Source organism: Desulfatibacillum aliphaticivorans DSM 15576 (genome assembly GCF_000429905.1).
In the GTDB taxonomy this organism is placed as follows: domain Bacteria; phylum Desulfobacterota; class Desulfobacteria; order Desulfobacterales; family Desulfatibacillaceae; genus Desulfatibacillum; species Desulfatibacillum aliphaticivorans.
This window is the reverse complement of sequence record NZ_KE386984.1, coordinates 56,887-70,208: the sequence shown is the minus strand read 5'-3', so window position 1 is coordinate 70,208 and position 13,322 is coordinate 56,887. Positions and strand designations below refer to the sequence as shown.

At 55.0% G+C, this 13,322-nt stretch carries 11 protein-coding genes; 9 read left to right on the top strand and 2 right to left on the bottom strand.

What is annotated here, in order from left to right; genetic code table 11:
• From G491_RS36050 to G491_RS0128720, 9 genes are all read left to right on the top strand, one after another.
• Positions 1 to 2,097, top strand: a 2,097-nt coding sequence (locus tag G491_RS36050) for an autotransporter outer membrane beta-barrel domain-containing protein (protein ID WP_028315685.1), incomplete at its 5' end; no start/stop codon positions are given.
• Positions 2,098 to 2,514: 417 nt separating this feature from the next.
• Positions 2,515 to 3,957: a HEAT repeat domain-containing protein gene (locus G491_RS0128760; protein WP_028316986.1), complete on the top strand. Its 1,443-nt coding sequence runs from the start codon at positions 2,515 to 2,517 to the stop codon at positions 3,955 to 3,957.
• A gap of 122 nt (positions 3,958 to 4,079) precedes the next feature.
• Entirely contained in the window at positions 4,080 to 4,583 is a 504-nt protein-coding gene (locus G491_RS0128755) for a cyclic nucleotide-binding domain-containing protein (protein ID WP_012609523.1), read from the top strand.
• Positions 4,584 to 5,919: 1,336 nt separating this feature from the next.
• A complete protein-coding gene (locus tag G491_RS0128745) occupies positions 5,920 to 6,858 on the top strand; it encodes a biotin--[acetyl-CoA-carboxylase] ligase (protein WP_169829543.1) in 939 nt (312 codons plus the stop codon).
• Positions 6,859 to 6,899: 41 nt separating this feature from the next.
• The gene (locus G491_RS0128740; protein WP_012609526.1) at positions 6,900 to 7,508 is read left to right on the top strand and encodes a biotin transporter BioY; all 609 of its coding nucleotides are present in this window, start codon (positions 6,900 to 6,902) and stop codon (positions 7,506 to 7,508) included.
• Between the two features lies 1 nt (position 7,509).
• Positions 7,510 to 8,265 carry an energy-coupling factor ABC transporter ATP-binding protein gene (locus G491_RS0128735; protein ID WP_028316983.1) on the top strand — a complete coding sequence of 252 codons (756 nt, stop codon included), beginning with the start codon at positions 7,510 to 7,512 and terminating at the stop codon, positions 8,263 to 8,265.
• Positions 8,253 to 9,011 carry an energy-coupling factor transporter transmembrane component T family protein gene (locus G491_RS0128730; protein WP_028316982.1) on the top strand — a complete coding sequence of 253 codons (759 nt, stop codon included), beginning with the start codon at positions 8,253 to 8,255 and terminating at the stop codon, positions 9,009 to 9,011. Before G491_RS0128735 ends, G491_RS0128730 begins: the two co-directional genes overlap by 13 nt.
• A gap of 63 nt (positions 9,012 to 9,074) precedes the next feature.
• A complete protein-coding gene (gene trkA / locus G491_RS0128725; RefSeq protein WP_028316981.1) occupies positions 9,075 to 10,439 on the top strand; it encodes a Trk system potassium transporter TrkA in 1,365 nt (454 codons plus the stop codon).
• Between the two features lie 57 nt (positions 10,440 to 10,496).
• Positions 10,497 to 11,945: a TrkH family potassium uptake protein gene (locus G491_RS0128720; protein ID WP_028316980.1), complete on the top strand. Its 1,449-nt coding sequence runs from the start codon at positions 10,497 to 10,499 to the stop codon at positions 11,943 to 11,945.
• 37 nt (positions 11,946 to 11,982) lie between these two features.
• Here the strand turns inward: G491_RS0128720 and G491_RS0128715 are convergent, their stop codons facing one another.
• Both G491_RS0128715 and G491_RS0128710 read right to left on the bottom strand, forming a co-directional pair.
• Entirely contained in the window at positions 11,983 to 12,819 is an 837-nt protein-coding gene (locus G491_RS0128715; RefSeq protein WP_028316979.1) for an SDR family NAD(P)-dependent oxidoreductase, read from the bottom strand.
• A complete protein-coding gene (locus G491_RS0128710) occupies positions 12,797 to 13,228 on the bottom strand; it encodes a hypothetical protein (protein WP_012609532.1) in 432 nt (143 codons plus the stop codon). Before G491_RS0128710 ends, G491_RS0128715 begins: the two co-directional genes overlap by 23 nt.
• Positions 13,229 to 13,322 lie beyond the last annotated feature (94 nt).

The following is a 13,322-nucleotide window of genomic DNA, read 5'->3' as shown; positions in this document are numbered from 1 at the left end:
GTGGTCATCGAAGAGTTCGACGGCGTGACCCTCCGGGACATTGACGCCGGCAAGAGCGTGGACGTGACCCTGCTGAACGCCGGGGACATCATTGTGAACGAGATCGATGCGGGCTCGAACGTCAGCCTGCACCTGCCCAACGGCAGCGTCCAGAACGACGGCGACTCCACCACGGATATCGCAGCGGGTTCCGCCCTGATCATTGACAACGACGCGGGTGGCGCCATCACCGGCTACGCCAACGTGGACACCACGGTGAAATCCGCGGACATCCAGGCGGTGGGCGACGTGACCATCCATGAGACCGACAGCATCATCCTGACCCGGGTGACCAGCCAGGACGACGTGTATGTGCAGAACGGCGCGAACGGCGACATCTGGGTGGACGTGGTGACCGGCCTGACCTCGGTGACCATCGACTCGGACGGCTTCATTGACGGAACCGGCTCCGCCCTGATCACCACGCCGACCGTGGACCTGGATGCGGACACGGGCATCGGCGCCACTGCGGCCATCAACCTGGCCACGACCACCTCGGTGGACGCGGACACGGATACGGGCGCCATTGACCTGAACAACAGCGCTACGGGCTTTGTGACGGTGAACAGCCTGACCACGGCTTTGGGCGACATCAACTACGACAGCACGGCCGCCGGCGACTTGCTGGTGACCCTGGCCCGGACCGACAACGGCGACATCACCATCACCAACACCAAGGGCGACATCACCCTGGGCGTGGTCTCGGCCATCGGCAACGACGTGACCATCACGGCGGCGGGCTCGGGCGCCATCAACGACGTGACCGACGAACTGGATGCGGACATCTTCGCAGCCAACGTGGACCTGAACGCGGTGGACGGCATCGGCAATACCGAAGCCATCGAGATGGAGATTACCAACACCATCGCGGCGGACACGGTGACGGGCGCCATTGACCTGGACAACGAAGCGTCCACCCCGGCCATGGTGACCATCACGTCCCTGACCACGGGCTCCGGAGACATCAACTTTGACCAGTACTCCAAAGAAGGCTACACCGGAACCACGGACCTGACTGTGGAACTGGCCACGGCCGGCGGAGCAGCCACGGGCGACGGTAATATCACCATCACCAACACCACGCCTAACGGCGACATCCTCATCGGAACGGCCGCGGGCGGCATCACGGCTCTGGGCGATACGGTGAGCATCACGGCGGCCGGGTTCATCGACGACCTGCAGGCGGAACCGGATGCGCTCCTGGACATCGACATCACGGCCACGACCATGGACCTGAACGCAGGCCTTGGCATCGGCATGAACGCCCCCTTGGAAACCGAGGCGGACTTCATCACGGCGGACACCACGATCGGCGACATCATCCTGTGGAACGAAGCCGACAGCCGGGTGGTTGTGAACAGCCTGACCACGGGCGACGGCAATATCACCTTCATCCAGCAGGGCCTGGGCACGTACCCCGACCCGGTGGACATCGACTTTGTGGTGGTCAAGGCGGACCATGGCCTGGCGCCCAACCCGAACAACGGGAACGTGTACCTGGAAAACATCGATCCCACGCCGCTGGACAACGTGTACGGCAACGCATTTGTGGGCGATGTGAGGGGAAGCGAAACGGTCCGGATCATCACCAGCGGATCCATCCTGAACCTGGATGTGGACACCACCACGGTGATCTCGGCTCCCTGGGCTTACCTGCAGGCCACCAACGGCACCATCGGCGTCTTTGAGCTGCCCATTGACGTGGACGTCACCGGCGCCTTGTTCATCGAGGCCGGAGGCCTGGACGACGGCTGGCTGTCCGCCAACCTCCAGGGCCGCGACGTGTACGCCCTGTACCCGGACGAAAGAATCCCGGGCCTGGTGCTGTTCAACTCCGAAGAGCCTGGCGCAGCTCCCGGCGTGGGCGGAGTTGTGGACGGCGTGAACCAGTTCACGGACTGGTACTTCCAGGGCATTGCTCAGAACCAGGCGGTGATCGGCAACGAGATCTGGCCTTACGTGCTGCAGCTGGACGTGTTCGGCGATTCTGTCTTTGCTCCGTTCGACGACCTGTTCGTGATCGAAGGCAAGGGCATCACCCCGGAAGACGACGAATAATAAACACACAGGCCTTTGGGAAGCCTTTAACGGGCTTCCCCGGGGCCTGCCTCACCCCTTTTAACTCAACGAGCCCCAGGCGGACCCCCCGCCTGGGGCTCCTTTGCTTCCACGCCGGTTAATAGGATTGACTTTAAACCGGGTCGATCCTGCTTGTTCAAGCAGGCATAAACCTTGTTAATATTATGGATTGCGCCGTCCGGATTTCCTTTTGCAGGAGATGGTGCACGTTTTCATATCCTTCGGGTGAAGTCATTCACATGGCCGGCCTATGTAAAACATCGGCTTTTCTTGCTGATTTCATTGACATATGTTATGCTTAGGATTATGAATTACTTCGATTCATTCCCGGTTAACAGCTCCGATCAACGTCCTGTTGGTTGCATATAACGGTTCCCAGTCAAGGAGTGACTTGTCATGGCCAATAAAAAGATCAATGTGGAAAAACTTATTGCCGATCTTAATCCGCCTAAGTGGAAAATATGGATAACGCCCAAAGTGCGGCGGGAGGCTGCGCTTTCTTTGGGGCGTATGAAAAAGGCAGAGGCTTTTGAGCCGTTGCTCACGGCGTTGGAGGATCCCAAAGTGCAGGACTCCGCCATGGAGGCGCTGTCCAGCCTGCCGGTTCCGGGCAAGCAAGCCGCCCGGACGCTAAAGGCAATCCTGGCATACCGGCAGGGCCTGAAAGTTCGTTTTATTGAGGAGTTTTTTAATGAGAACCGCAACTCCACGACCATGAAAATGGTGGGGGACATGCCCATGACCACCATGAAAGCCGAACCGGAAAGTTTTTTAGGGGCGGCCCTTTCCATTTGGTCCCAGCTCAATCCTGACAGGGAGGAGGACCTGGACGCCGCTGCAAGGCAGGGTCTGGCCCCGTATTCCAGAAAGAAATTCAGAAAGAATATTTATATTCTGGCCAGGAACGAGATTTTTCCCACTTGGCCGGAGTTGGACGTCATCAATAATCTTTTTGAAGCGGCGGATGAGATGATTGTCTCCATTGCGGGCCAGGAAGCCGTTCCCGACTACGAGCATAGAAAGGAAGGCGACGATAACAACGATGCCTCCAAACGCAAGGACGCAGAAATGGGCAAGGAGCTTTCCGACGAGGCGCTGCACGACTTTGTGGTCAAGGCTTTGGGGGCTAAAAGCGCCATCACCACGCCCATGTTGCAAATTCCATTGATCATGGAAGGCTTTTTCAAAGAACTGAAAGGGCGTTATGCTCTTTTGGATTCTCAGGAAATATTCAAGCTCTTGTCTGGCGCCGTCAGGCTGAACTGCCACACCTGCGGCCCTTTGGCCACCGAGTACACTCAGGGCTTGCTCGGCAAGGTGGAAGAGAGCTTCGAGTCGGGTACGCCCTTGGATCTGGGTGAACTCACTAATGCCTCCGCCGGCTCTTTTGCAAAGGGGCATAACCCCGGCTGCAAGGGATTTGGCGTGGAATTGACCTTTGATCCCAGCGGGATCGAGGCGCCTGCCAAAGCCATTGAAGCACGCAGAGAAGCCGCCGAAGGCAAACCGGTGAAAGAGGAAAAAGAGGCGGCCCCAGCCCCGGCTCAGGCCGCTCCTGAACCTGTTCAAGCGGAGTTGGAGATTCCGTTGGAAAAGCCCGCGCCTGCGCCGTCTGCATACAATGTCCTTTACAAAGGCGAGCTTATTGAGGGCAAAACCCTGGACGAGGTAAAGCAGGGCATTGCCAAGCTCTACAAGGTGGACGTCTCCAAAGTGGAGGGCTTTTTTTCGGGCAAGCCGCGCGTGGTGAAAAAGGGCGTAAACCGGGAAACCGCGGAAAAAATGGTCGCCGCCTTCCAGAGGGCGGGGGCTAAAGCCTATTGGGAAGAAGTGTCTTAAGAATAGATTGAAAAAGTCGGGCAGCCTGGGCCGATTTCATGGCGGGCCGCCGTTTATCGTTTGTTTTTTTTGCATGGCTGGTAAGCCTTTTGCATCAATGGCTTGGCAAGGAGGCGAATGCAATGCAAAATAATGATTTTGGAGCAGGGTTTAACAGCATGGCAAGTCAGGATATTTTAGCGTGTTTATCCGTGATCCCCATGTTTGAAGATTTGACGCACGAGCAAATGTTGGCGGTGTCCAAGCAAACCCTGTTGTTGACCGTCGAGGCGGGAGAAACGGTTTTTAGAGAGGGCGACAAAGGCGATTTTGTCTGTTTTGTGGCGGAAGGCCTGTTGGCCGTCGTGAAATGCCTGGAGGGCGACAAGTTCGCCGAGCTTACCAGTCTGCCTCAAGGCAGCTCCATTGGAGAGATGGCGGTTATAGACGATTTTCCCCGTTCGGCCACCGTTATAGCCCGCAAGCCAAGTCAATTAATAACCATGACCAGAAGCCAGTTTCATAGAGTGGTGACGGAGAATCCTGAAATAGGGATCAAGCTGTTGAAGGGCATTGCGCGGGTTTTATCCATGAATTTGCGGAAAACATCGGCGAATCTCGTTCAGCATATGCTGCCCTTATTGTGAATTGCCTGTATTATTTGTGAATTTTATCCTATATTCACTGTGAAGCGTTTCATTGCCGTAAATAAAAAAATAGGGTTATTATGCACTCGGAAAACGGGAAGCGCTACCAACCTGATCCGGTGTCAAACTTAACAGCGCAGACCGTCCCCATCCCCTTTTGGGAAGCCCCCGAGGCAGGTTACTGGTTCCCCCAGCCTGGTTTCGGGGGCTTTTTCTTTTTTATGCCACTTGCGACGGCTCCAAGCAGGGCGCCCGATCAATCCCAAAGTTTTCCGCCAGGCTCTTCGAACAATAGGCCAAGATCCCTCCAGCCTCCCGGAGGATTGGGTTTTCATTTTAAGCAAAACCCCGACACGCCTGTTGGGTCCCACACAACAAGAGGTCCGGGGTTTTGTTATATGGGGCGAGGCCGAGGCGCACCTCTCCCTTGCTATATTGCACCCCAAAATCAACCAATTTTAAGTGGATGGCATCGGGATAATACAGGACAACTTCATGTGGGCTGCATCCCAGCAGCCCGGGGAACCTACATATACACGAAGGGTGTAGGGATTTCCTTTGGCTTGCCCGGCAAGCGTCAGGAAGAATCCCATTGGCGGCGCTTTTCTACATCGACGCCATTTGTTGACTGGCAACGGCTTTTTGTCTGGGCTTGTGCATGGGCTTGGAGCCCAGGTACATGGCATATTGTTCAGGGTCGAAAATCGCCCGCAATAAGATATGGTAGGCGACCATATCAGGTTCTTCCCTTTCACACTTCACATCCCTGTTAGGGCAAGGACCACAGTCCCAATCGGGAAGATTATGCTTGGCGGCGCTAGTGAGGCATGTGTTGTAGTATGGGCAGTCAAGGTTTCTCATAGTCATCCTTTCCTACGAACACTTTCCCGGTGCGGGGGGTTAGGCCTAAAGAGGCGGATTACAAAAAAAGAACATCAAAAACCAAAACACTTCTACGGCTGAAGGTTGTGTGGAAAGGGCGCCCAGGGGGGAAGCCGATTTTGTCTCTTTCTGCTGTCGCCTTTTTTACTTGCAAAATCGATTCCAAAACTGATGGTTTTTTCAAAAAAAATTAAAATGAAGTGTTTTCGCGTATTTTGCCGGGCCCGCTCCGATTGTGAAAAAATTCCTTTGCCCTCTTATCCCGCAAAACAGGGCATAATCCTGCTTGCCAGGACAAATGGCTCATCACTGTGGCGCCTTTTTGACAAAACTTGTGGCAAAAGAAATATTTCACAAGTTGCATTTTAAATCGTTAATGGGTATAAGCATAGTGGTTAACGAAAAAGGCCGCGCCCCAAATAAAAGAACCCTGCAGCCCTATACGAGGATCTTTATGAAAGCAAAAATTGTCGGTTTGTTAAAAGAGGCGACAACTCCCTTGTCCGGAGAAAAAATCAGCCAGGACCTGGGCGTATCGCGCGTGTCCGTGCATAAGCATATTAATGGACTTCGGGAGCGGGGCTATTCCATCACGGCGGGTTCTACAGGGTATACTCTGGAAGACGAAGGGGATTTTTTGTACCCTTGGGAATTTGGAGAGAGGGCGCCGCTGATTCATTATTATGAAGAAGCAACGTCCACCATGACAATTGCCAGGGACTTGGCGGAAAGCGACTGCCCTCATATGACCACGGTGGTAGCGCAAAGGCAGACAAAAGGACGCGGAAGGTTGAATCGGGTATGGGACTCTCAGGATGGGGGACTATATTTCACAGTAATTCTAAGGCCTTCTTTTCCCATCAACCAGGTCTATAAAGTCTTGTTTACAGCCTCCGTCAGCCTGGCCCTGGTGGTCAGGAATTTGACGGGCATCAACGCAACGGTAAAGTGGCCCAACGACATCCTGGTGGGCGAGAAAAAGCTGAACGGCATGCTGTCGGAAATGGCGACGCAGGATGAATTCGTCCAATACGTGAATCTGGGAATCGGCGTTAACGTCAACAACAATCCTTCCAAAGCGGAGCCTAATGCGGTTTCCATCCGCGACTTGCTGGGGCAGGAGTTTCCCCGGAGGAAAATACTGACCGGTTTTCTTGATTCTATGGAAGAACGTCTTAAGAACAAGGACGAAGACGTAATCGCGCAGTGGAAGCAGTATACTTCCACCATAGGCCGTCCGGTGAGGATTCAGACTACCCGGGACGTGCTGGAAGGCAGAGCCGTGGATGTAAACTCCCAGGGATCTTTGATAGTGGAGTTGGCGGACGGCAGGTTGGAGGAGGTTTTTCATGGGGACTGCTTTTATCAGTCGGGGGAGGCGCAGGAAAGTTAAGGCGCCTCAATTTTTATGCAGGCAATAAAGGGTTATTCAAGATGAACGAAAATATCGGCGAAGAAAACGCCTTTTCATTCACGCAAATCCGGAACATGGTCCTGGGCGCTCTGATGGCGGCCCTGATGGCCGTCGGCGCTTACATCGCCATTCCCATTGGGCCAGTGCCCATTGTATTGCAGAACATGTTCGTCATGCTGGCCGGGCTTATATTGGGGCCTTGGTGGGGCGCGGCTTCCGTGGGGATATATATGTTGGCGGGCATATTGGGGATGCCGGTTTTCTCCGGAGGCGGCGCCGGGCTGGTGCAGTTTATGGGGCCCACCGGGGGCTATCTTTTTGCGTACCTGCCTGCGGTCGTTCTTATCGGGCTTATTTCCGGCCTGGGAAAAAAATATCACCACAATCCTGCGGCGGGAGCTGTGACCAAGGCCATGGTTTATGACGTGCTCGCCATGGTTCTGGGTTCGGCGCTCGTGTACGCCATCGGCGTGTCCCGATTAAAAAGCATGGCCGGTTTTTCGTGGGGAAAGGCCTGGGCGGTGGGCATGGCGCCCTTTCTTTTAGGGGACGTTATAAAAATAGCCGCCAACGCCTCTTTGATTGTGGGAATCAGAAATATGCTGCGGCGCTTTAAATCGGATGAATAACATGGCCGACTCAGTCCTTGAGTTTAAAAACGTCTCCCATACCTTTTCCGGAGGAATAATGGGTTTGTCCGGGGTGTCTTTCAGGGCGGCGCCGGGAGAGTTCATCATCCTGTGCGGAAAGAACGGTTCGGGCAAGACCACGCTTCTCCGGCACATGAACGCCTTGTCCCTTCCTTCCGAAGGAGAGGTGCTTGTGGCCGGCGTTTCCACCAAAAAGAACCCCGTTCAAGCCCGCCAGGTTGTGGGGATGGTTTTTTCCGATGTGAGAAACCAGATCGTGGGGGAGACCGTGGCGGACGACGTGGCTTTCGGCCCGGAAAACCTGGGCCTTCCCGAGGAGGAGATCAACAAAAGGGTGAAGGCGTCTTTGGAAGCCGTGGGCATGGGCCATATGGGCGACCGCCGGCCTTATTTGCTTTCCGGCGGGGAAAAACAGCGGACGGCGGTTGCCGGCGTGCTGGCCATGGAGTCTCGGGTGATCGTGTTTGACGAGCCGTTTTCCAACCTGGACTATCCGGGGGTGAAGCAGGTGCTGCAGCAAATGGTGAATTTGCACGGATTGGGCAAAACCATCATCGTGGCCACTCATGATATTGAAAAGGTCGCCGCCCACGCCGGACGTATATTGGTCATGGACAAAGGACGCCTGGCCCTGGATTGCTCTCTGGATGAGGCGACCCCGGACCTGGAAAAATTCGGCGTGCGCCGTCCCTGCGCCTCGTTATTCGGCCGGGAGGTCGATTCGTGGCTGGAGTAAACCTTTTTGTTTACACGCCGGGCGCCACGGCCGTTCACAGGATGGACCCCAGGTTCAAGCTGGCGGCTCTTGTCGTTTTGAGCCTGGCCACGGTGCAATGCGGCCCTTACGCCGCTTTGGGGCTGTTTTTTATAGCAGCCTTCACGGCGATCGCCGGCAAGGTTCCCGCTTTTACCATGATCCGAAACGCCCAGGTGTTCCTCCTTTTTCTTGTGGGAATCATTCTGGTTCGCGGCGCCGTCACGCCGGGACCGGCCGTTTTTAACGGCGCAATTCCCTGGTTTTCGGTCAACGGACTGGAAGACGGCCTGCTTATCAGTTGGCGTTTGTTCGTGGTTTTGATCGCCAGCGCGGTTTTTACGGGCGCCACGCGGACAAGCGGCGTTTTTTCCGCGGTCAGGTGGTATTTTAAGCCTATCCCGTTCATGGACGGCGCCCGGGCGGCCATGATGCTGACGTTGATGATGCGTTTCATCCCCATCATCATGGAGGAGGCGGATTCCATCAAGGAGGCGCAAAGGTCTCGCGGCCTGGAAAACAGGAAAAATCCGGTATATCGCATCACCCGTTTGGTTCCCCCGTTGATGGAGCGCACCTTCACCCGGGCTCAGGACCTTACCCTGGCCCTTGTGTCCCGGAATTTCGGCCCTAATCCCACGTCCCGCGGATTGCACGCCCAAAAAACCGACTGGCTTTACTTTCTCCTGTTTTTTAGCCTGTGCGCCGGATTGCGCGTCTTGGATTGACACCCGCCCAAAAGCTGTACTACAAAGCCCTTTACTCACCATAACCGGAACAGGGAGGAATGCGTGAAGATCCTTATTGTAGGCGCGGGGGAAGTCGGCTTTCATATTGCGAGCCGTTTGGCCACAGAAAACAAGGACGTGGTCGTCATAGACAAAGATCCCAAGGCGTTGAAAAGGGTTTCGGAGCAACTGGACGTCCAGGTGTTTGAAGGATCGGGCAGCAGTCCGGAAGTGCTTCGGGAGGCGGGAATTTCCCAAAGCGACATATTGCTGGCCGTCACCGATTCGGACGAAACCAACCTGGTTTCCTGCCTGGTTTGCGATCTTCTTTCCCCGGCCACCCGCAAGCTCATACGCATCCGCGACTCGGATTACACCGATTTTACCGACCGCTTAAGGGATGATCCCCCACACATTGACACGGTCATCAATCCGGAAGTGGAATTGGTGCGCACGGTCCAGAGGCTATTGGAGGTTCCGGGGGCCGAGGACGTGGCGGAGTTTTCCGGCGGCGCCATCAAACTGATCGGGGTGCGCCTGGACGAACTGTCTCCTTTATCCAACATGCGTTTGACCAAATTGCGTGAGGTGACCGGAGACTTCCATCTGCTCATCGCCGCCATTGTCCGGGATGAGGAGTTGATCATCCCCACAGGCCGCGACTCCCTTGTGCCGGGGGACCTGGTGTACTTTGTAACGGACGACGCCAATCTGCACACGGCCCTGAAGCTGTTCGGCAAGGAGTCCCGCCCCGTGAAGCGGGCCTTTATTGTGGGCGGGGGCCGCATTGGCATGCGTCTGGCCAGGGCTTTGGCCCAGAGCGGCGTGTATGTAAAAATCGTGGAGGACGACCCGCAGCGGTGCAACCGGTTGGCCGAAGCCCTGAATAACGTGGTTGTGCTGAACGGGGACGGCACGGATCAGGGCTTGCTGGCCGAGGAAAACATCGAGGATATGGACGTGGTCATCACCGTGACCGGGGACGAAGAAACCAACATCCTCACCTCCCTGCTCGCCAAACGCATGGGCGTGCCCATTGCCGTCACAAGGATCAACAAATTCGGATACTTTCCCTTGACCACGGCTATTGGGATCGAGCACGTCATAAGTTCCCGATTGTCCGCCATTAATACGATTTTGGGGCATGTCCGGCGGGGCAAAGTGCTGTCCTCCGTATCCCTCAAAGGGGAGCGCGCCGAGGTTTTGGAGGCCGAAGCTCTCGAAACCGCGGAGATTGTGGGAAAGCCCTTAAAAAGCATCAGCTTTCCAAAGGGCGCGCTGGTTATTTCCATCATAAGGGATAACGAGGTGATCATCCCCAAGGGGGACAGCGTGATTCAGCCTGCGGACCGGATTATTCTGTTATGCTCCCAACAAGCCATTCCGAAAATCGAAAAGGCCATGGCCGTCAAGCTGGAGTTCTTTTAACCAACAGGACGCCTGAGAAAAGGCCATGTCCCTCCGGAAAAAGTTTAGGATTATAATATGAGATGGGGCCACACATTTTCCGTTGTTGGAATTTTGCTTGTTTTTTGCGGGCTGGCCATGGCGTTGCCCATGCTGGTCGGCCTGTACTATCAGGACCAGAGCATAATACCCCTGGCCAAAGGCATGGGGATCACGCTTTTGGTGGGCGCCATGGTTTATCTGGCGGCCCCTACCAAAAAGCAGGAAACCCTAAGCCATAGGGAAGGCATGGCCATTGTGGCCTTGGGCTGGGCCGCGGTCGGCGTGGCCGGCGCCCTGCCCTTTTATTTTTCTTCGTCTTTTTTGGGTTTTACGGACGCGGTGTTCGAATCCGTGTCCGGCTTCACAACCACCGGGTCCTCCGTGTTGTCCGACATCGAAGGCGTGTCCAAGGGGCTTTTGATGTGGCGCAGCATGATCCAGTGGCTGGGCGGCATGGGAATCATTGTCTTATCCGTCGCCATCCTGCCGTTCTTGGGAGTAGGCGGCATGCAGTTATATAAGGCCGAAGTGCCCACGCCTGTTCCCGACAAATTAAAGCCCCGCATCCGCGACACAGCGGTCATCCTATGGCAGGTGTACGCCTTGTTTACGGTCTTGGAGGCCGTGCTGCTGTTTGTGGGAGGCATGAGCGTTTTCGACGCGGTTTGCCACGCCTTCACCACCATGCCCACGGGCGGCTTTTCCACGCTCAACACCTCCGTGGGGCAATATCACAGCCCCTATTTTGAATGGGTGATCATTTTCTTTATGATCGTGGCGGGCATTAACTTTTCCTTGCACTTTCAGTTATTGCGGGGCAAGCCCATGGCCCTGTGGAAGGACCCCGAATGCCGGTTTTTCCTGGGCCTTGTTTTAGTGCTGGTTGCTGTAATCACCCTGGACATCCACGGGAAGGTGTTCAGCAGCCTGAACGAATCCATACGGGCTTCGGCCTTTCAGGTTTCCTCCATCATAACCACCACCGGATACGCCACGGCCGATTACGAGCTATGGCCGGCCCTGAGCCAACTTCTCATCATGTTTTGCATGGTGGTGGGCGCCTCGGCCGGGTCCACCGGCGGCGGCATCAAATGCCTGCGGGTCATGCTGCTTTTTAAATATTGCTACCGGGAGTTGTTCCGTATGATCCACCCCAGGGCCGTGATTCCGGTCAAGCTGGGGGGCAGGGTGGTTCCCGAGGAAGTGCTCCACAGCGTGTGCGCCTTTTTCGTTTTATACATGGGCTTGTTCGCCATTTCAGCCTTGGGTCTCGCCGCCATGGGCGTGGATCTGGTGACCTCCATGGCCGCTGTGGCCGCCACTATCGGCAATATTGGCCCCGGGATCGGCGGGGTCGGCCCCATGGACAATTTTGCCAATATCCCCCTGGCCGGTAAATGGCTTTTGGTCTGGTGCATGCTCCTGGGCCGCCTGGAAATCTATACGGTCATCATCCTCTTCGTCCCTGAGTTTTGGAGGAAGTAAGGGAGATCCCCATCAAGCAGCATGTTCTTGATTTTGTTTATTGATCCCGCCCGGACCCGGTCCAGTTTTTCATGGAATCCCCTATTCCGGCCAGCAGCATAATGCTGTTCATCATGCGATCCGGCATCAACCCGCGCGCCAATGGGCCCATATGCAGGCTTTTGGGGAACTTGACAATATACCGGTTTTTCTTTAAGGCCCGGTTCACGATTACTCCGGCAATCGAGTCATGGTCATTCACGCGGGGAATCATTATTTCTCCCAGCAGATTCAGCTTGCTCCCCTCAAACATGCCCTTTTTAAGAATGCCCGGATGAACGGAGGAGAAATGCACGCCGGTTTTTCCATCCACGATCGCTTCAAAACGCAAAGACTCGGTCAGGCCGTATACAGCCCATTTGGCGGCGCAGTATGCGGCGAGGTCCGGCATGCCCACCAGGCCCGCGCCCGAGGATATGTTTACAATGTGGCCGCAATTCCGTTCATACATCCCAGGCAGAAAGGCGTAAATCGTGTAATACATGGCCAGCAGGTTCACTCGGGTTTCCTTTTCCCTCACAGAGGGCTTGTATTGGCAAAACCGTCCGGGAACAACCATCCCCGCATTGTTTATTAAAATATCCACCTGGCCCATGGCATTTTGCACAACTTGGGCGTAATGATAGACTTGCTCTTCATCCGACACATCACACTGGCAAAAAAGCACTCGATCCCCTTCCTCCTTGAGTTCCTTTTCCGCCTGCATAAGGGCTTCCTTGTTGATGTCCCATATAGCCACCTGACATCCCTCGTCCAGAAGCCGCTTGGCCGTCGCCAGCCCGATTCCCATTGCTCCGCCTGTTATCACTGCTTTAGATCCTGACAACTGGGTCATCACTTTCTCCCTTTCTGGTGCACGAAATAAAGACAATTAGAAAAAACACCCCAAATAGAAAATCATTCAGCCCGTAGACCGAGAAAAAAAGGCCTGTAATCAGGTCCTCCTGATAAACGTTCCCCAGGTCCTTCCAATGATGAAAAATCCATTGACCCCAAACAGCAGCGTAAAAAAACTTTTCGACCATGAAAACTCCCACAATTTGAGGCGCGGCCTGAAATCGATCCCTGACAGACAGGTAAGCCATGCCCCATAAAATTATGGATGCAATGCCCACATTGGAAAAAACCGCGGGATCAAGACTTTGCATCAGGTCATTGGTAAACAACTTGCTGAAAAGAAGAATCCCGGCAATATTGACGCTTCCCGCCAGGAGGAACCCAAATCCCGTCAGCCTATTTTTCATGCTCTTCTCCTTAAACGCGGCAATGGCGGCCGCTTGCAGACCAATCAATTGGAAAAATTCCATTTTCATGCTATTTATGTTTACAGACTCGTTC